Origin of the sequence: Chrysiogenes arsenatis DSM 11915 (assembly GCF_000469585.1) — a bacterium.
Classification (GTDB): Bacteria; Chrysiogenota; Chrysiogenetes; order Chrysiogenales; family Chrysiogenaceae; genus Chrysiogenes; species Chrysiogenes arsenatis.
The window spans coordinates 240,791-260,721 of sequence record NZ_AWNK01000005.1 but is presented as its reverse complement, the minus strand read 5'-3'; the positions used below and the strand labels follow the sequence as shown (position 1 = coordinate 260,721).

General features: G+C 52.1%; 17 protein-coding genes. 13 read left to right on the top strand and 4 right to left on the bottom strand.

The genetic code is table 11. From position 1 onward, the window contains the following. Nucleotides 1–135 precede the first annotated feature (135 nt). From P304_RS0103600 to P304_RS13825, 10 genes are all read left to right on the top strand, one after another. Nucleotides 136–390: a phosphopantetheine-binding protein gene (locus tag P304_RS0103600; protein WP_027389428.1), complete on the top strand. Its 255-nt coding sequence runs from the start codon at nt 136–138 to the stop codon at nt 388–390. Continuing rightward, nucleotides 387–1,571: a beta-ketoacyl-[acyl-carrier-protein] synthase family protein gene (locus tag P304_RS0103595; protein WP_027389427.1), complete on the top strand. Its 1,185-nt coding sequence runs from the start codon at nt 387–389 to the stop codon at nt 1,569–1,571. Before P304_RS0103600 ends, P304_RS0103595 begins: the two co-directional genes overlap by 4 nt. Beyond that, nucleotides 1,571–2,608, top strand: a complete 1,038-nt coding sequence (locus tag P304_RS13840) for a beta-ketoacyl synthase N-terminal-like domain-containing protein (protein WP_051321374.1) — start codon at nt 1,571–1,573, stop codon at nt 2,606–2,608. The genes P304_RS0103595 and P304_RS13840 overlap by 1 nt, the downstream gene beginning before the upstream one ends. 68 nt (nt 2,609–2,676) lie before the next feature. After that, entirely contained in the window at nt 2,677–3,435 is a 759-nt protein-coding gene (gene cbiQ / locus P304_RS13835; RefSeq protein WP_051321373.1) for a cobalt ECF transporter T component CbiQ, read from the top strand. A 2-nt stretch (nt 3,436–3,437) separates the two neighbouring features. Further along, nucleotides 3,438–4,187: an energy-coupling factor ABC transporter ATP-binding protein gene (locus P304_RS0103580; protein ID WP_034763907.1), complete on the top strand. Its 750-nt coding sequence runs from the start codon at nt 3,438–3,440 to the stop codon at nt 4,185–4,187. Nucleotides 4,188–4,279: 92 nt separating this feature from the next. After that, nucleotides 4,280–5,251, top strand: a complete 972-nt coding sequence (locus P304_RS0103575; protein WP_027389425.1) for an efflux RND transporter periplasmic adaptor subunit — start codon at nt 4,280–4,282, stop codon at nt 5,249–5,251. A 3-nt stretch (nt 5,252–5,254) separates the two neighbouring features. Further along, complete coding sequence (locus P304_RS0103570) at nt 5,255–8,431, top strand: efflux RND transporter permease subunit (protein WP_027389424.1); 3,177 nt, start codon at nt 5,255–5,257, stop codon at nt 8,429–8,431. A 136-nt stretch (nt 8,432–8,567) separates the two neighbouring features. After that, nucleotides 8,568–9,602, top strand: a complete 1,035-nt coding sequence (locus P304_RS13830) for a response regulator (RefSeq protein WP_051321372.1) — start codon at nt 8,568–8,570, stop codon at nt 9,600–9,602. A gap of 166 nt (nt 9,603–9,768) precedes the next feature. After that, nucleotides 9,769–10,245 carry a permease gene (locus P304_RS0103560; RefSeq protein ID WP_027389423.1) on the top strand — a complete coding sequence of 159 codons (477 nt, stop codon included), beginning with the start codon at nt 9,769–9,771 and terminating at the stop codon, nt 10,243–10,245. Next, nucleotides 10,242–10,820, top strand: a complete 579-nt coding sequence (locus P304_RS13825) for a permease (protein ID WP_051321371.1) — start codon at nt 10,242–10,244, stop codon at nt 10,818–10,820. The genes P304_RS0103560 and P304_RS13825 overlap by 4 nt, the downstream gene beginning before the upstream one ends. Nucleotides 10,821–11,175: 355 nt before the next feature. On the opposite strand, the gene P304_RS0103550 is transcribed toward P304_RS13825, so the two are convergent. Both P304_RS0103550 and P304_RS0103545 read right to left on the bottom strand, forming a co-directional pair. Next, a complete protein-coding gene (locus tag P304_RS0103550; RefSeq protein ID WP_027389422.1) occupies nt 11,176–12,324 on the bottom strand; it encodes a trans-sulfuration enzyme family protein in 1,149 nt (382 codons plus the stop codon). Beyond that, nucleotides 12,321–13,481: a trans-sulfuration enzyme family protein gene (locus P304_RS0103545; protein ID WP_027389421.1), complete on the bottom strand. Its 1,161-nt coding sequence runs from the start codon at nt 13,479–13,481 to the stop codon at nt 12,321–12,323. The genes P304_RS0103550 and P304_RS0103545 overlap by 4 nt, the downstream gene beginning before the upstream one ends. 377 nt (nt 13,482–13,858) lie before the next feature. On the opposite strand from P304_RS0103545, the gene sucC reads away from it, so the two are divergent. The 3 genes from sucC to P304_RS0103525 all read left to right on the top strand — a co-directional run bounded on the left by sucC (nt 13,859) and on the right by P304_RS0103525 (nt 18,320). Then, nucleotides 13,859–15,031: an ADP-forming succinate--CoA ligase subunit beta gene (sucC, locus tag P304_RS0103535; RefSeq protein ID WP_027389419.1), complete on the top strand. Its 1,173-nt coding sequence runs from the start codon at nt 13,859–13,861 to the stop codon at nt 15,029–15,031. After that, nucleotides 15,028–15,948 (top strand): succinate--CoA ligase subunit alpha, encoded by a 921-nt coding sequence (sucD, locus tag P304_RS0103530; protein ID WP_027389418.1) that lies wholly within the window; start codon nt 15,028–15,030, stop codon nt 15,946–15,948. Before sucC ends, sucD begins: the two co-directional genes overlap by 4 nt. 95 nt (nt 15,949–16,043) lie before the next feature. Further along, a complete protein-coding gene (locus tag P304_RS0103525; RefSeq protein WP_027389417.1) occupies nt 16,044–18,320 on the top strand; it encodes an NADP-dependent malic enzyme in 2,277 nt (758 codons plus the stop codon). Nucleotides 18,321–18,392: 72 nt separating this feature from the next. Here P304_RS0103525 and rplI read toward each other — a convergent pair whose 3' ends face one another. Further along, nucleotides 18,393–18,839 carry a 50S ribosomal protein L9 gene (gene rplI / locus P304_RS0103520; RefSeq protein WP_027389416.1) on the bottom strand — a complete coding sequence of 149 codons (447 nt, stop codon included), beginning with the start codon at nt 18,837–18,839 and terminating at the stop codon, nt 18,393–18,395. Then, nucleotides 18,836–19,906 (bottom strand): recombinase RecA, encoded by a 1,071-nt coding sequence (gene recA, locus P304_RS0103515; protein WP_084417514.1) that lies wholly within the window; start codon nt 19,904–19,906, stop codon nt 18,836–18,838. Before recA ends, rplI begins: the two co-directional genes overlap by 4 nt. Nucleotides 19,907–19,931: the final 25 nt, after the last annotated feature.

The following is a 19,931-nucleotide window of genomic DNA, read 5'->3' as shown; positions in this document are numbered from 1 at the left end:
AATTCAAACATTATCACCGCATGTTTTTCGCAACTATGATATGGTTTCTGCCGTTTGAGAGCAACCGGTAATGAGCGTACACAGACAGTTGGCACTTAGAAATCACGATATTTGTTGAGAGTAAAAGGAGTAAGCATGAGCATCAAAGAAAAAATCAAAGAAGTCCTTATTCGTGACTTAAACCTCGAAGATTTTACTCCGGAAGATATTCAGGACGATATGCCCCTTTTCGGTGAAGGCTTAGGGCTTGATTCTTTAGATGCGGTCGAGCTCGTCGTCTTGGTACAGAAACATTTTGGGGTAGAAATCAAGGATATGGAAGAAGGTCGCCCGGCGCTGCAATCAGTCGCAAGCTTAGCCGCCTTTATTGAGTCAAAGCAGGCGCAATGAAAGAGCCCTCTCGCGTTGTTATTACGGCCATGGGGTGTATCTGTTCTTTGGGTAATACCATGGCGCAGTGCGCCGAAACGCTATTTGGTGATCGCATCCTTCCCGCTCCACCAAGCCTTTTTCGTACGGAGCACTTGACGCCGTATCCAGTTTTTGAAGTTGATTTTACACCACCGCAAGGCGACTACTATTTGCGTACGGCGGCGCTGGCATTGCACAGCGCCACGGAAGCGGTTATGAGTAGCGGCTGGGCTTTGGACGACCTCAAAGGTTTGCGCGTCGGCGTATGTATTGGCACAACAGTTGGCAGTGCCATGAACAGCGAAGAGTTCTATCAGCAACTCTTGGAAAGCGGCCATCCTTCTATGTCTGCGATTGATCGGTTTCTGCGGAGCAACCCCGCACAGGTGGTGGCACGCGAGTTGGGGCTGAGTGGCCCTTGTCAAACCATTGTCAATGCGTGTTCTTCCGGAGCAGATGCTATCGGCGTGGGAGCAAGCTGGCTCCGTTCAGGCTTATGCGATGTGGTGCTGGCGGGTGGTGCGGATGAGTTGAGTCGCGTCACCTATAATGGTTTTATTTCCTTGATGATAACCGCTGATTTGCCGGTAATGCCGTTTGATGCGAATCGCAAAGGGCTGAATTTGGGCGAAGGAGCGGCTATGGTGATGCTGGAATCCGAGTCGCTGGCTCGGCGGCGTGGTGCCACGCTGCATGGCTTTCTGGCAGGATATGGCTCAGCGTGCGATGCGCATCACCTGACAGCGCCGCATCCAGAAGGGCGTGGGCTAAAACAAGCGCTTGCGGTAGCCCTACAACAGGCCTCATTAAACGCTTCGCAAATTTCTTTTGTCAATGCTCACGGTACGGGCACTCCAGATAATGATCGTGTGGAAACGCGTGTCCTTGCCGAACAACTTCCAGATGTGCCATTTTTTTCCACGAAAGGGATGACGGGACACACGTTGGGCGCCGCGGGAGCTATTGAAGCCGCACTCACCATTGCTTGCCTCAATCGTGGTGCAATCCCTGCGAGCTGTGGCTGGAGCGACCCTGATCCGACATTTCCGTGTCATCCGATTGCGCAGCCAAGGGAAATTTCCGGCGAGTATGCCCTCTCGCAATCGCTGGCCTTTGGTGGCAATAATACGGTCGTTATTTTTCGTAAAGGAGAAGCGTGATGGGGTGCGCGATACAAGGCATTGGAATCGCTGGTGGCTTTGGATGCGGGTTAGACGCGCTGGAAACGGCTCTGCAAAAAAGGGAGCCCGTAGCGCAAACCGTTATGGCTTATGGGCGCGATATTCCGGCTGCTTTGGTGAGCCTTGAGCCGCTGGAAAAATTTTTCCCGCGCCGGAGCTTGCGACGAGTCGATCATTTTTCGCAACTCGCTCTACTCGGTGCGAGTCTGGCACTGGAAGATGCAGGCACCATGGTTCCTTCTGATAGAAGCCGTATTGGCCTAATTATCGCCAGTGGCTATGGCCCAATGGGCACCACGTTCGCCTTTCTTGATTCCTATCTTAAAGGTGGCGATAAATTCACTTCGCCCACGCATTTTTCCTACTCAGTACACAATGCGGCGGCAGCAAATATTAGCATCCTGCACCAGATTCACGGCCCAAACCTCAGTGTCAGCCAGTTTGAAATGAGCTTTGCGGTTGCTTTGCGTACGGCACAAGAGTGGCTTGCGCAAGGCGTTGTTGACGCCGTGTTAGTCGGCAGTGTTGATGAGTTCTGTCCCGAGCTGGGCTACTGCTGGCAACGGTATTTTGATCTTGGTGACCCATGCTCAAAGCTGCCAACGTATACCTATCCCGGTGAAGGGACGGCTTTTTATCTCCTGACAAACGGTGAGAGTGCTCAGCATGGGTTTGTAAAAGAAGTGCGGTTCGGGAAAGCGCCGCTGACGGAAGAACTTTCATGCGTTCCACTGATTGTCGGGCGCGATGGGCATGCGTGGTGCGAACGGATGTGTTACGATATAAAAGCCGATTTAATAGCGTCTTACACTCATTGTTATGGGAGTTTTCCGACTGCTCAGGCGTTTGATATGACGGCAGCGCTCGTAAGTCTTAGCCGTAGATACTTTTATCCATCGGCCTTGCTAGGCGAATTAGCGGGTAATGGTGGAGATACAATAGAAGGTGTTGACAAGATTCATTGTTTGAAGTTTGATGCGCAAAAGCAGGGGGCATTGATAACGGTGAATCGCTAGGGCTTGCTGTGCGAGCGCTTCCTTGCTGTCGGCCAATATTTTTATGTATTGCGAGGAATGTAACACTCATGAGCCAGACTCCACCGCATATTTTCGCCCTTCACCACTGGCATCCACGCAATAAGGTACTGGCTGCGTTTTGTCTGGCGTTCACCTTTTCCTTTGTTACGAATATACTACTGCTTCCCGCTCTTCTTGGATTCGCGGCACTCTGTGCTTGGATGGCAGAGGTCACTGTAAAAACCCTTTTGCAGCGTTTAAAGCTCCCTTCGATTATGGTTATTGCGATGGTGTTGTTTCTCCCTTTTGCTGGCGGAACCACACCACTGGTTTCCATTCTGGGGCTTGAAGTCTATCGCGAGGGGTTGAGTGCGGCTCTGCTGATAACGCTCCGCTTTTATGCGATTATGATTGTCATTCTGGCTTTCCTCGGCACCACGCCAATCCACCAGACGATTCAAGCGATGCGCTCGCTGGGGTTGCCTGTTGTCATGGCGGACATGGCGGGGCTGGTGTTGCGTTATATGGCGGTTATTGCACGTGATAGTCAACAGATGAATACGGCTATTCGTCTGCGTGGGCACCATACAACGATCATGCGTCCGCGTTCGCTCAAGACGCTTGCGTGGGTGTGGGGTTCACTGTGCTTGCGCAGCTATGAGCGCTCAGAGCGGGTATATCATGCAATGATTTTGCGCGGCTACACGTTGGAGACCCAGAAACCGGTCAATGTGCGGACGTCAACGTTGGCTCTTTCGAAGGAGTTAAGCGCTATAGCTTTTTGTTGTGTGGGTATTACCGCCTTGCAATTCTTTTTAGGGCAATAAGTATGAAACATCCGCTCCTTCACTTTTCCCACGTCAGCTTTTCCTACCCCGATACACCTGATGCTGTCGGCGATTTTTCCCTTACTGTTCACGAAGGGGAAAAAGTCGGTATCATCGGCCCGAATGGGGCAGGAAAGAGCACGCTCTTCTTGCTGGCCAGCGGTGTGCTGGCACCGCAAAAGGGAATACTGCAATTTCAGGGAAAACCGCTGATGGCAGGAAAATTCAACTCTGATCTCGCATTGATTTTTCAGCATTCGGATGACCAGCTTTTCTGCCCAACGGTGTGGGAAGATGTGGAATTTGGTCCAAGTAACATGGGTCTGGCACCTGAAGCCGCGCGGCAACGGGTTGAGCGCGCGTTACAGATTACCAGTACGGCTCACCTCGCGGCGAAAGCGGTGCACCATCTTTCGGAAGGGCAAAAGCGGATGGTTGCTATTGCGGGCGCCTTAGCGATGGAGCCGCAACTCGTGCTTTATGATGAACCAAGCGCCAGTCTGGATATGCGTTCACGCCGTCAGCTGATTGGTCTCTTGCAACACGCGCCACACGCCATGTTGATCGCTTCGCACGATCTGGAATTGATCCTAGAAGTGTGTCCTCGCGTTGTTTTGATCGACGCCGGGAAAGTTATGGCGGATGGTGCCGCTGCCACCATTCTGGGCAATGCCGAACTGATGCAGGCGCATGGGCAGGAAAAGCCACATTCGCTCGTGCCGCATCAAATCCCGCACCATCATCACGGCTAAAATTCTCTCTTGCACTCTGGCTTTCGGGGCACTACTCTGCACAAAGATAGACTAAATGGAAATGTAGCCATATTCAATGGAGGAGGTTTCCGATGTGTTCTCTTACTCGTGCCCTGCTGGTTGCCCTTTTTGTCGCTGTCACTGCGCCGCTTACGGCCTTTTCTGCTGATACCACGGAATCGTTCGATGTGACTCTCCATGAATTTCCCCTGCACGCGTACTATCCCGGCAAAGTGAAATCGCTGGCCGACATGACGATTCGCAATCGCCTGACGGGGCGGGTCGAATCGTTTGCGCTCGAATTTGGGGCACAAAAAAAGCAGGGCGATATGCTTGTGCAGCTTGATGACAAGCTCCCGCGCGAAGCGGTGCGCAGTGCCGAAGGGCAGGTACGGAGTGCGGAGGCTCAGGTGGAAAAGGCACGGCTTGATCTGGCGCGAGCTGATTCGCTGTTCAGCGGTGGCGTCATCGCTCGTCATTCGTTAGATAATGCCCGCTCCACCTATCAAAGTGCATTAGGGCAGCTTTCTTCCGCTCGTGCGGCGTTGGCTTCAGCTCAGGAGCAACAGACATTCACTCAGATACGCGCGCCGTTCGATGGGATCATCGGGAAGCGCTACATTGAACAGGGTGAACTGCTGCAGCCCGGCAGCGCTATCGTCGACATGCGCGCCCTCGGGTCATTAGTGGTCGAGTTTGTCTATCCGCAGGATATTGGGATTGAAGCGGGGATGCCCGTATCTATTGGTGCTTCCTACGGTTCGGTTGTTGGGGTGACACCCAATGTTGAATACGGCACCCGCACGGCGCGCGCGGTATTAGAAAATCCCCGCGAACTGATTCCAGGAATGGTGGTGACGGTACAAGTGGTGGCGGGGCGCGTTTTTTCACCCGCGATTCCGGCTTCTTTTCTCTTCCCTTTGGGGCAGCTCCAGCGGGTGTATCTGGCTGGGGGCGAAGCTCCATCGCTCGGTATCGTCAAAACGGGCATGACGCATGACGGTATGGTGCAGGTGCTTTCCGGCTTAGAAGCGGGTGATGTTGTCATCCGCCCGGAGGAGTAAGTCATGTCACTTCCTACCCAAACCGGATGGCTGGCGGCGACGGTGCGCCAGTTCGTCGTGTCGAAACTTTCGATCCTGTTTATTTTGGTAGCATTCGCTTGTGGTGCGATTGCGCTTTTGGCAACGCCCCGTGAAGAAGAGCCACAAATTGTTGTTCCAATGGCGGATATTTTGATTCAGGCACCGGGGGCGACCGTCGCTGAAATGGAGCGCTTGGTGACGATTCCGCTCGAAAAGAAACTGCGGCGCATTCAGGATGTGGAGCATATTTATTCCGCTACACAGCCCGAAATGGCGATGGTGACCATTCGTTATAAAGTGGATACCGATCTCGAAAAAGCGCTGATTCGCCTTTACAACGAACTCGATTCCAACCGCGATGCCGTTCCGCCGATTGTGACGGGGTGGATTGTCAAGCCGGTTTCGATCGACGATGTTCCCATCGTTGTTTTTAATCTGGTTAGCGAGCGTTATACCGCCGACCAATTGCGCCTCATCGCGCAGGAGGCAGCACTGCGTTTGAACGCCGTCCCGCATGCCACCAAAGTGGAAGTGACGGGTGGGCGCACAGAAGAGGTGCGCGTCACGATTGATATTGCCAAACTCAGTAGCATGCAAATGGGTCTGGGCGACCTTATCGACTGGATTGCGGGCAGTGGAGTGTATATTCGCGCGGGATCAATGGATTACCGTGGCAACAACGCAGTCGTCGAAGTGGGCAATCGCTATGAAGCTATCGACGAACTCGCGAGCGTTGCGATTCCCAACCAACGGGGCGACCTGTTCCGCTTGGGTGATATTGCGACGGTCGAACGGAGTTTCAGCCCACGGACGCAGTACGTTCACCATGTCGAAGCGGGTGATGTGCGCGAAATGGCGACTATCAGTGCCGCCAAAGTGAAAGGCGCAAATGCGGTGACGGTCGCCCAGGAATTACTGGCCACCATGGAGCGGCTGCGGGGCGAAGTGATTCCCGATGGCGTGGAGGTGATTGTCAGTCGCAACTACGGCGAAACGGCGGATGAAAAAGTTAATGAGTTGGTCAAGCATTTGTTGATCGCTATTGCCACCATCGTGGGGCTGCTCGCCTTTACGCTGGGGTGGCGCGAATCGCTGATTGTGGCGATGGCCGTTCCTATTACGCTGGCTCTGACGCTCATTCTCGATTATATGCTGGGCTTTACGATCAATCGTGTCACGTTGTTTGCGCTCATCTTGTCGCTGGGCTTGCTCGTCGACGATCCGATTGTCGGCGTCGAAAACATCAGCCGCCATCTTGGGCTCTACCCGCAGCAACAAAAGACGGTAACGATTGTTGGTGCGATCACCGAAATTTTTAATCCGACGTTGGTGGCGACGATTGCCGTGGTGGTATCGTTCATTCCGCTCTACTTTGTCACTGGCATGATGGGGCCTTACATGCGACCAATGCCCGTCAATATTCCCATCGCCATGTTCTGGTCGTTGGTGGTGGCCGTCACGATTACACCATGGGCGTGTGCGCGACTGTTAAAGACACCGAGTGCCACGGTCACGAGCGGCCAATCCGCAACCACTGCGGGGCATCACGCGCCTGGCTGGATGGAACGGAAATATGTGGCCACGCTGGATTTTTTCCTGGCATCTTCCGGACGTCGCTGGGGACTCATTGTCGGATCACTGATCGCATTTGCGGCGTCTGTGTTGCTGATTCCAACTGGAAAAGTGCCATTCAAAATGCTCCCCTTTGACAATAAAAACGAACTTTTGATTGTGATTGATGCACCAGAGTCCTTTACACTGGAACGGACATGGAATGCCACCAACGCAATTGCGACGGCGCTGACGCAGCGCGAATACGTCCGTTCGGCACAGATATATGCGGGCGTTAATAGTCCGATAGACTTTAACGGCTTGGTGCGCAAATACTATATGCGCTCCGCAAGCAACATGGCGGAAATCCGCCTCAATTTGACACCGAAGCAGGAACGGATCGCGTCGCATACGATTGCCCTTGATATCCGCCGTGAGGTGGAACGGCTTTCGTCGCACTATGGTGTCCGCTCGAAAATTGTCGAAATGCCTCCGGGGCCACCTGTGATGGCCAGTGTGGTTGCCGAAGTGTATGGCTCGCCGACGGCCACCTATGCCGATATTGCCGCGGTTGGGCAAATCGTCGAAAACGCCTTTGCGGCGGTGCCCGGCGTGGCCGATATTGACAACTATTCGACTGAGATGCAGCCGCAAATCGTGCTGGAAATCGACCGTTTGCGTGCGGCAGAAGCGGGAATCACCAGCGCGACTGTGGCACAGATTACCGATTCTTTTATCCATCGTGGTCTGCCTGTGGGGGTGATTCACGTCGATCACAAGCTGGAATCGTTGCCGATTGTGCTGCGCCTTGGCGATCCCGACCAGAGTTCGCTGGAAAAAGCTCTGGGGATTCAGGTTAAACCCGGCGTGCCACTCGGTTCGATTGTGCGTGTCATCCAGAGCGAGGTGACGCCACCCATCCACCGGAAAGATATGCGGCAGGTTTACTTTGTGACTGCCGAGTCGGTTGGTATTAGTCCCGTCGATGCCGTTTTGGCGATTAACCGCGAGCTGGAAGGGAAGATTCCGGCGGGATACGAAGTCAACTGGTTGGGCGAAGGGGAAACAAAAATCACGGTTGATGCTTTCCGCGATATGGGGTTAGCGTTCCTTGGTGCCGTAGTGGGTATTTACGTTTTGCTGGTGGCGCAGACAGGCGTGTTGCTGTTGCCTGCCATTATGATTATTGCGATTCCTTTTACCCTTGTTGGTATTCTGCCGGGATTCTGGTTGTTGAATATCTTGTTCGGGCAGCAGATTGGTGATATTCACATGCCGGTCTTTTTTACCGCTACGGCGTTTATTGGAATTATTGCGCTCGCAGGTATTGTGGTGCGGAACGGCATTATTCTGATTGACTTTATGGAGAAATACCGCACGGAAGAGGGGGGCGATATCGACAACGCCATTCGCCACGCCGCTCAAGTGCGGATGCGTCCGATTTTGCTCACGGCACTCGCGGCCATGTTCGGCGCATGGGTGATCGTGCTCGATCCGATTTTTTCGGGATTAGCCTGGGCGTTTATCTTTGGCATTACGGCGTCAACGGCGTTTAGCTTGCTCTTGATTCCCATTGCATACCGGATGACGTATGGCGGTGCGCGATAATTTCCACATTAACCTTTTACTGGGACTCTTAATTGTGCTAGATTTCACCTCGTTTCATTACCTCGCGAGGTGACAATTTAGTGCAGTACTGGCCAGTACCTAAGACGTGAAATATCGTTAAAGGTGGAACTACGGGATGATATCCGAGAGTGCAACAACACACGGCGTTTCTGGAACGACAATCCTTATTGCGGAAGATTCACGGGTTCAACGAAGAATTCTGGAAAAACACCTCGCTTCTTTTGGTTACACCGTCATCAGTGCCGAAGATGGCGTACAGGCGCTTGAAAAATTCTGTGCCGTACAACCCCGCGTTGTCATCACCGATCTTGAAATGCCCAACATGAATGGCTTTGAGTTGGTACAAGAAATTCGACGACACGAATCAAAATATACCCATATCACGGTTCTTAGTTCCCTGACGGAGAAGGATAATGTTATTCGCGCCATTACGTTAGGGGCGAATGACTTTCTCATCAAGCCGTATCACCCAGAAGAGATGCGCGTTCGGCTAGAGGCAGCCGAACGGTTGTTTCGCATTCAGAGTCAGGAGCGACTTATCTTCCTGATGGCGAAATTGACTGATTACCGCAGCCCCGAAACGGGTTTTCATATCGAGCGCGTGCAGCATTACACGCGCCTTATTGCCGAAGACCTCGCGCGGCATGGGTATGGTGACGAGCTTTCTCCTTCCGTTATTTCCAACCTATTTTCGCTCTCTTCCCTGCACGATATTGGCAAAGTTGGCATTCCTGATGCCATCTTAAATAAGCCAGGAAAATTGACCGACGAAGAATTTACGATCATGCAGACGCATTCCACTATCGGTGGCTCCATCATTGATGATGCGTACAATGAAATTGGCTCCGAGTTCCTGCGTATGGCGCGCGATATCGTCCTCTACCATCATGAAAAATATGATGGCAGCGGCTACCCGCAGCGACTGGCACGGAGCAACATCCCCTTGACGGCTCGCATTGTGGCGCTAGCTGATGTGTATGACGCGCTGAGTTCACGTCGTTGCTACAAACCACCATTTCCTCGCGAAAAATGCCGTGCCATTATTTGTGAAGAATCTTGTAAGCATTTTGATCCCGATATCGTTGCTGCATTTGAGCGGCAAGAAGCCGCATTTTGGAGTATTCACGAGCGCTATCCCGATGAAGAATGAGTCGCGCTTTGTCGATCTCCCTTACGCTCATTGGTAAAATCTCGTTGAATATTATTATGGTTTTTAGTTGAATAGTTTTTCGACTTGGAGTAAGTGCATGGTCGTGGCGGCTTGCTGAAACATACTGCGTTTGCCGACCCCATATCAGTACACTTCAGGATGATTTATGACATTACTCATAGTAACGACTTTGCTTTTTATCGTTAGCGCTGTTGTTGATCGGCAACGTACCGTGCTTGCCTTTCGCATTGGCAGCAAAATGTTTCTCAACCTTCTCCCGCCGCTCGTTGCCATTTTGGCACTCGTCGCGATATTTCTGGCCTTTATTTCTCCGTCCGATATTGAACAACTGTTAGGGGAAAATCCCGGCGTTCTGGCCTATTTCGGTGCCGCTTTGTTGGGTGCGATAGCGATGGTGCCCGGGTTTGTGGCTTTCCCTATGGCCGATCTTTTGCTGAAAAACGGGGTTGCATATCCTATCGTAGCCGTCTTTATCACAACGCTGATGATGGTTGGCGTCGTAACGCTCCCGCTGGAAAGTAAATACTTTGGTTGGAAAGTTGCCCTTATCAGGAACGGTTTAAGTTTTGTCGGTGCGCTCTTTATCGGTGTCGCTATGACTGTTGCGTGGGGAATGCTATGAAACCGTATTGGAAGCGACATAAGAAGAATTTATTATTTATTGCATCGTTCCTTGCCGTCGTGCTCCTTGCCGTTCCCATGCAGTGGGCAGGGGGAGTGCGTGTGGCACACCACTACGTCGATGCCCTTGCGGAAATGCTGTCCGTGTTGCCGGCAGTGTTCCTGCTGATCGGGCTGATGGACGTGTGGGTGCCGCGCGAATTTGTGCAGCGACATACGGGGAGTGAAGCAGGCGTGGCATCCATATTCTGGATGATTATTCTTGCCATGCTTCAAGCGGGGCCGCTCTACGCCGCTTTTCCCATGGTGTACCTGATGTGGAAAAAAGGCACCAGTGTCCGCAATATATTTGTGTACATTGGCGCCTTTGCCACCATCAAGCTCCCCATGCTGGGCTTTGAAATCAGTTTCTTAGGGCTGGAGTTTTCTTTGCTGCGCAGCCTGTTCACCCTTCCGGTTTTTATCGTCGTTGCCCTGATTATGGATCGACTTTTCAAAGAGACGTTTGTCGTCAACGACGTCGGGAGCACTCCAGGCCCTGCCGCAAATCCCGGACATCCCCAATCCCCGCGCTGAGGTGCGAGGGTTAGGGTGATATCCCTACTCTAAGCATTTGTGGCGCGTCTGGGCGCTACAACGCAGTTTGTGGAGCCTATTTTCCGTTTCACGCTCCACAAAGTTTTTTATAGCGCTTGCACGCTCCACAAAACCATGATGATCAGTACACCAGCAAGGGGAAGCGTAAAGCGCAGGTTCAACGTTCAACCTTATCAGCAACGGGCGATCAAGGCTGTTGTGCCTGACTGTTTTTGCAGACAGAAGCATTCCCGTGTCATTTCGAGCGAAGCGAGAAATCTTAGATCTCTCACATGCGTTCGAGATGACGTGCGGAAAGGGCTGAAGAGTGATAGTAACTGGGTGAAATACTCAATCACGCCAAGGAGCGATCCAAATCCTGCCACAAATCTTCCATATCCTCAATTCCCGCGCTCAGGCGCATGAGGGTCGGCGTGATCCCCATGGTATCTTTGACGGCTGCGGGAATGGCGGCGTGCGACATCGTCCAGCAATGGGTGACGATTGTTTCGACTCCACCAAGGCTGGGGGCGATAATCGGCAACTGCAAACGGCTGAGGAATGGCTTGATCAGCGATTCATTTTTCAGATCAAAGGCCAGCACTGCTCCGGCACCGCTCGCTTGCGATTCATGACGCGATCGTGCAGCAAAGTCTGGCAACCCCGGATACATCACGCGCGCGACCTGCGGATGCTGCTGAAGGCGCTGTGCCAGTTCCATGGCATTGCGTTGCGCGCACTCCAGCCGGAGCTTCAAAGTTTTCATCCCCCGTGCCAGCAAAAAGCTGTCGAAGGGAGCGAGTACTGCACCAAATGAATTCTGGAAACGCTTGAGCAGCTTTGCTAAGTGTGGATCAGCCGTTGTTACCAATCCCGCCAATAGGTCACTGTGGCCGCCTAAGAATTTCGTCGCACTATGAATCACCACATCAATGCCCAGATCCAGTGGACGCTGGAGCAGTGGCGTCATAAACGTATTGTCGATAAAGGTCAGAATCCCCTTGGAGCGAGCCAGTTCGGCGACGGCGCGGATATCGGCAATCGTAAAGAGGGGATTCGACGGTGTTTCCAGTAAGATGCCGCGCGTATTTGGGCGCAGTGCGGCTGCGATGGCATTGATGTCTGACGTATCGACGAAGCTCGCATTGATCCCTTGGTCGGGGAGAATGGCGGTGACATAGCGGTATGTTCCACCGTACAGATCGCTGGGGACAATCAGATGGTCACCGCTGTGCAACAGCGCCAGCGCACTGCCGATGGCGGCCATCCCCGAACTGTAGGCAAATCCCTGTACGCCACCTTCCAGCATGGCAATGGTCTCTTCCACATTCTGGCGCGATGGGTTACCACTGCGGGCGTAATCATAGTCGCCTGACTCTCCGGCGGTGTGATGATAGGTCGATGCCTGATAGATCGGCACGGCGGAGGCGCCGGTGTGCGGGTCGCGATCCATGGCCTGATGCACGAGCATGGTTGCCGGTTGATATGTGTGATGATTGTTCATGCATCACGCTCCGCCGCAGCAAACGCCTGTTCGAGATCGGCGATAATATCGGCCACATCTTCAATGCCCACCGAAAGGCGCAAGAGCGATTCGTCAATGCCAAGCCGATCTTTCTGTTCGCGCGGAATATCGCCGTGCGTCTGAATGTCAGGCAATGTCATCAGCGTTTCTACTCCGCCAAGACTTTCGGCAAAACTAATCAGCGTGAGCCGCTCCAGTACCTTTCGCGCCATCTGCGCCGAGCGGACGCGGAAGGAGAGCATGCCGCCAAAACCACTGGCCTGCGACTGCGCCAGCGCGTGTTGCGGGTGCGAAGGAAGCCCCGGATAGTGGACAGCTTTTACCGCTGGATGCTTTTCCAGCCACTGAGCTATCTGCATGGCATTCTGGTTGTGGCGCTCCATGCGGAGTGACAGCGTTTTTAGGCTGCGCAAAAGCAACCAGCAATCCTGCGGTGAGAGCACGGCTCCAATCGAATTTTGCAGAAAATACAGCCGCTCGCCAAGTTCCGCCGTCCGCGCCACTAACACCCCAGCGCAGACGTCGTTATGGCCACCCAGGTACTTGGTAGCACTGTGTACGACAACATCGGCACCAAACTCAAAAGGGCGCTGGAGCATTGGCGTCATAAAGGTATTATCGACAATAAACATCAACTCATGCTTGCGGCACAGCGTTCCCAATGCCGCAAGATCGCTGATCCCCATCAGGGGATTCCCCGGTGTTTCCACCAGTAGTGCCCGCGTATTCGGCTGCATTGCCGCCTGCACCGCCGCTACGTCAGAAGTCGGCACATAGCTGATGTGCAGACCAAGATTGCCCAATACCAATGTGAGCAAGCGATAGGTGCCGCCGTAAATGTCTTCTGAGGCAATGATATGGTCGCCCGTGCGGAAGTGGAGGAATAACGTGGTTAGTGCCGCCATGCCTGAAGAAAACGCTAGGCCGCGCACGCCGCCTTCCAGCACCGCTAGGCCCTCTTCGAGCGTCTGCCGCGTCGGATTGCCGGAACGGCTGTAGTCAAAACCGGTACTTTGCCCGACACCAGGGTGACGGTACGTGGCACTCGGGTAAATCGGGTAGCTGATTGCCCCCGTCGCAGAATCTTTCCCAACACCAATATGGATAGCCTGAGTTGCACGCGCAAGAGTTTTCATATTCGCCTTTCGCCATTTACTATAGGATTTATAACGTGTTACCGATCATGTGAAGATCGCACTTCCTAGCATAAAATGTGAAGACGGGCAATGAAACAATCAGGAAAAGGCAGCTGCCGCATTCCAAAAGTATGTCATCATATATTGTGGGATGAGTGTGTGGCTGGGAAACGCAATTTCCTTGCAATCACTTTCATTGAAGTGGAGGGCAAAACAGTCCCAATTTTCTACCTTTCACGCGAAAAATACTTTTTACCGCATCAAAGTTGCTATCTTTCATTTGGCGTTCTCTTGTAAACTGCTGTTGTCGTCGCAGTTCGGGGTGCGCCCCGATGGAAGTTTGTTAATGCCTTCAATGATGAACCCAAGGAGTTGCCATGAACATTCATGAGTATCAGGGGAAAGAGCTTTTTGAGCAGTACGGGATTCCCGTTCCGCGTGGCAAGGTTGCGTACACGAACTGGCAGGCGGAAGATCTCACCCGCAAGCTCGGTGGTGCTGCGGTCTTAAAGGTACAGATTCACGCCGGGAACCGTGGTGCGAGCGGCGGTGTTAAGCTGGTGTCGAGTGCAAAAGAGGCGAAGGAAGTCGCCGAGCACATGTTCAACACCCCGATTGTCACGGCACAAACGGCTGGTCAGGCCAAAGAGGTGCGCAAGATCCTCGTCGAAGAGTTGATGAAGATTGTCAAAGAGTTCTACCTGAGTATCATCATCGACCGCGATGCACAAAAAGTTGCTGTTGTTGCCTCCAGCGAAGGGGGTGTGAATATTGAAGAAGTCGCTGAACACCACCCCGAAAAAATCGTGATTGAGCATGTTGAGCCTTCGGTTGGCATCCTTGATTTTCAAGCGCGCAAACTGGCGTTTGCTCTTGGTTTAGTTGGCGATCACGTAGGGCAGTTTTCCAGTATCCTGCGCAACTTGTACCGTCTTTTTGTGGAAAAGGATTGTTCGCAGGTCGAAATAAACCCGCTGATTATCAATGGCGATGGGAAATTAGTCGCGCTTGATGCCAAAATAAACTTTGATGAGAACGCACAAATGCGCCACCCGGATGTGCAAGAGCTGCGCGACTTTGCCGAGGAAGATCAACGCGAAGTGGAAGCTTCGCGCTATAACTTGAGCTACATTGCGCTCGACGGCAGCATCGGTTGCATGGTCAACGGTGCCGGACTGGCAATGGCGACGATGGATATGATTCAGCATTACGGCGGCGCACCGGCTAACTTCTTGGATGTTGGGGGCGGGGCGAATACGGAAAAAGTGTCGCATGCTTTCCGCATTATCTTGCGCGACGACAAGGTTCGTTCGATTTTGATCAATATTTTTGGTGGCATTATGAAATGCGACATCATCGCGCAAGGGGTGATCGAAGCTGTTCGTGAAATGGATCTGAAAATTCCGGTCATTGTCCGTCTGGAAGGGACAAATGTTGAAGAAGGGATGAAGCTCATCCGCGAATCTGAATTGAATCTGACGGTTGCTTCGGGATTAGAAGAGGCGGCGCGCATGGCCGTTGAAGCAGCGGGCAAAGGGGGTGCGGCATGAGTATTTTGGTTGGTAAACATACGCGACTCATTACCCAAGGGATTACTGGTAGCCAAGGGATATTCCACACCGAAATGGCTTTGAAATACGGTACCAACGTGGTTGGCGGGATTACGCCCGGCAAAGGGGGAACGACGGTGCTGGATGGCCGCGTGCCGGTGTTTAACTCGGTTGTTGAGTCGGTCAGGGCAACTGGTGCCAACGCATCTATGATTTACGTTCCGCCGCTCTATGCCGCCGATGCGATTATGGAAGCGGCTGATGCTGGAATTGAAGTGATTGCCTGTATTACCGAAGGGATTCCTATTCTGGATATGGTGCGTGTCAAATACTTCCTCAGCAAGCGTCCATCGTCAAAACTGATTGGCCCGAATTGCCCGGGTATCATTACACCGGGCGAGTGCAAGATGGGGATTATGCCGGCCTATATCCATAAACGCGGACGGATCGGCATTGTTTCCCGTTCGGGAACACTCACGTACGAAGCGGTCAACCAGCTTTCGCTGCGTGGCCTTGGGCAGAGCACGGTAGTGGGGATTGGTGGCGATCCAGTCAATGGTTTAACCCATCTTGATGTCATCAAACGCTTTGCAGCGGATGAAGAGACGCTTGCCATCGTCATGATCGGCGAGATTGGCGGCTCGAACGAAGAAAAAGCGGCGCAGTGGATTGGCGAAAACATGCGCCATAAACCAGTCGTTGGTTTTATTGCTGGTGCGACGGCTCCTCCAGGGAAACGGATGGGACATGCGGGTGCCATCGTAAGCGGCAACAGTGGGTCAGCTAGTTCCAAAATTGAAGCAATGCAAAGTGCCGGAGTGCGCGTGGCGCATACCATCGTCGAAATTGGTCGGTTGATGGAGGAATTCCTGCTGGATGTCGACTTACTTGATGCATGCAAAGAAGGAACACGGTAGAACTCTCGCACTGACCTGATATTGTATACACACAACCCAATGGTGGGGCAGAGCTTTTCTGCCCCACTACTAAAATCGAAGAGAGGCATGACATTATGGCAAAAGACATTTACGAACAGTCGCTTGACTACCACAGCATGGGCCGTAAAGGGAAAATCGAAGTAATCGTTACGAAACCCTTCAGCACCCAGAAAGACCTTTCACTCGCGTACAGCCCAGGCGTTGCCCGCCCATGCGAAGAAATTGCCAAAAATCCTGATATGGCCTACGAATACACTGCCAAAGGAAATCTGGTTGCGGTTATTTCAAACGGCACAGCGGTTCTTGGTCTTGGCGATATCGGCGCCATCGCTGGCAAGCCGGTTATGGAAGGAAAAGGGTCGCTGTTCAAGAAGTTTGCCGATGTGGACGTTTTTGATATCGAAATCGACTCCAAAGATAAGGATGAAATTGTCCGCTTCTGCGAAATGATTTCTCCAACTTTCGGTGGTATCAACCTCGAAGATATTGCAGCACCAGATTGCTTTTACATCGAAGAAACCCTGCAATCAAAGCTCGATATCCCAGTTTTTCACGACGACCAACACGGCACGGCGATCATTTCTGCTGCGGCATTGGTAAACGCAGTAGAAATTATCGGCAAAGATATCAGCCAAATGAAAGCTGTTTTCAACGGAGCTGGCGCAGCCGGTATGGCGTGCGCGCAACTGTTTGTTGACCTTGGCATCCGCAAAGAAAACCTGATCATGTGCGACTCCAAAGGGGTTATCTTCAAAGGGCGCACCCAGTCGATGAACGAATACAAAGAGCGCTTTGCCAACGATACCGAGTGTCGCACGCTTGAAGAAGCGATGGTCGGCGCGGATCTGTTCTGTGGCGTCAGCGTAGCCGGTGCCGTGACCAAAGAGATGGTCAAAACGATGGCGCCAAACCCCATCATCTTTGCGATGGCCAATCCTGAGCCAGAAATCACTTATCCCGATGCGGTTGAGGCACGTCCTGACTGTATTATGGCGACGGGTCGCAGTGACTATCCGAACCAAGTCAATAACGTTTTGTGCTTCCCTTTCTTGTTCCGCGGCGCGCTTGATGTTCGCGCAACCAAAATTAACCCTGAAATGAAAATTGCTGCCGTCAGAGCTATTGCCGCGCTGGCGAAAGAAGAAGTGCCGGATTCCGTCACGAAAGCGTACGGTGTTGAGCGTTTTGAGTATGGCAAAGAATATATCATTCCAAAACCATTTGACCCACGCGCGCTCTTGCGGATTGCACCAGCGGTTGCTCAAGCTGCGATGGAAACCGGCGTCGCACGCAAGCCGATTGCTGATCTGAATACGTATCGTGAAACGTTGGAATCGACCCTTGGAAAATCAAAAGCCGCCATGCGCTATATCTTCAACCAAGTGAAGAAAAATCAGACCAGCATTGTCTACCCCGAAGGATCTGATGATAATATCATCCATGCTGCCGGAAAAGTGATTGAAGAAGGGCTGGCGCGCCCAATTCTTTTGGGGAATCTTGATGTTATTCAGCAGAAAATGGCGAAATACGGTATGGATGCCGCAAATGTTGATGTCATCGACCCAATGCACGACAATGGCAAGGCGCAAGAATACGCGCAATCGCTTTACAAGCAGCGCCAGCGTAAAGGGTTAACGCTTGATAACGCTCTTGAGCTGGTGCAGAAAAACCCCGGATACTACGGTGCTATGATGGTACGCAATGGCGATGCGAGCAGTATGGTGTACGGTCAAACACTGCCATATCCATTTGCTATCCGCCCCGTGTTAACCTGTATCGAACAGGCGACGGCGCATAAGTCGATTGCCGGTATTTACATGTTGGTTTTCAAAAACCGCACACTGTTCTTTGCTGATACCACGGTCAATGCCAATCCAACCGAAGAGCAACTGGCTGAAATCGCTATTGCTACTGCTGGGCTGGTAAAAGAATTTGGCATCGAACCAAAAGTCGCGATGCTTTCGTACTCAAACTTTGGCTCATCGCCGCACGACGCGCCACGCAAAATTGCCAATGCTACTGCGTTGGTAAAGAAGCTTGCGCCAGGCTTGGAAGTTGAAGGGGAAATGCAAGCGAACATCGCGTTCAATACCAAACTGCGCGACGAAATCTTCCCATTCTCCGGACTGAAAGGCGAACCGAATATTCTGATATTCCCTGACCTGAACTCCGCTAACATTGCGTACAAATTGTTTATGCGTTTGGCAGAAGTCGACGCGGTCGGCCCGATTCTTGTCGGTCTCAAGCAATCCGTTCACATCCTTGAGCGTGGCTCATCGGTCGAAGACATCCTCAACCTGAGTGCTTTTGCAGGGCTTCAGGCCACCATGTTGAAAAACGGTAAACACTGATTTTTAAAGCACGAAAAAGCCCCGCTGGAAAATTCCGGCGGGGCTTTTTTATTATCGCAGAACCAAGAGTGCTTATTCTTCAAATACCTGCACTTCCATGTCGAATTTTACTTCAGGATGGAGGCGAACCTGTACCACGTGCTTGCCGAGTGTTTTGATGTTTTCAGGCAGCTTGAGCTTCCGTTTATCCACTTCGATGCCAACTTTTCCAAACTCGTCCGCTATATCGGCTGTGGTCACAGCGCCAAACAGTTTCCCTTTATCGCCGCAGGGGCGTTTAAAATTGAGTACGCCCATCCCTTGCATTTTTGCGGCAATGCTTTGGGCATCGGCCAATTCGCGTGCCTCATGTTCGGCTTGCAACCGTTTCGCCTCTTCGTGCGCCGCAATATTATCGCTGTTGGCTTCCACGGCAAGTTTTTTGCTAAATAAGAAGTTGCGCGCATAGCCGTCAGAGACTTCTTTTATCATCCCTTTATCGGCAACGCCTTTGACGTTTTGTAAAAAAATTACTTTCATCCTACCTCCTCCTCTTTCTTTTTATCTTCAGATTTTTTGCTTTCTTTCTTCGTCTCAGGTTTTACCTCTTCCACTTTTTCGGGAATAATCCCTGACTTCACTTTGACCTTGTATTCCAGATCGGTCACGGCTTCAGGGTGCTCGCGGAAGTACGTTTTAATGTTTTCCCGCCCTTGGCCGATCCGTTCACCATTGTACGAATACCACGAGCCACTTTTCTGCAGCAGGTCAAGGTCGGTCGCCATATCAATCAGTGTGCCGATGTTGCTGACCCCTTCGCCAAAGGTAATGTCAAACTCCACTTCTTTGAACGGCGGAGCCACCTTGTTTTTGACGACTTTGACTTTGGTGCGGTTGCCCGTCACGTCAGTGCCATCTTTAATCGCGCCGATGCGCCGCACGTCTAAGCGGATTGATGCATAAAATTTCAGTGCATTTCCGCCGGTCGTTGTTTCTGGGCTGCCAAACATCACGCCAATTTTTGAGCGAATCTGGTTGATAAAAATCACAATGCAGTGTGTTTTGCTGATCACACCCGCCAGTTTGCGCAACGCTTGTGACATGAGTCGCGCCTGCGCGCCCATGGTCGCTTCGCCCATATCGCCTTCCAGTTCAGCTTTAGGAACCAGTGCTGCCACCGAATCGATAACAATAATATCCACCGCGCCACTCCGCACCAGCGTGTCGGCAATTTCTAAAGCCTGTTCGCCGTAGTCTGGCTGACTGACAAGCAGATGCTCGGTATTAATCCCTATTTTACGTGCGTAGAGTTGGTCAAAGGCATGTTCCGCATCGATAAAGGCTGCCGTGCCACCCTTTTTCTGGCATTCAGCAACGGCGTGCAATGCCAAGGTGGTTTTACCACTCGATTCAGGGCCGTAAATTTCAATGATCCGTCCGAGTGGATAACCGCCCACGCCGAGCGCGATATCAATGCCAAGATTGCCGGAGGAAATAACGGGAATAGCGGGGATTTCATCTGACCCCAAACGCATAATACTCCCTTTTCCGTAAGCTTTTTCTATCTGTGCCATGGCGAGGTCAAGTGCTTTGCTGCGATCACTCACGTCAATACCCCCAAGAGTAATATAA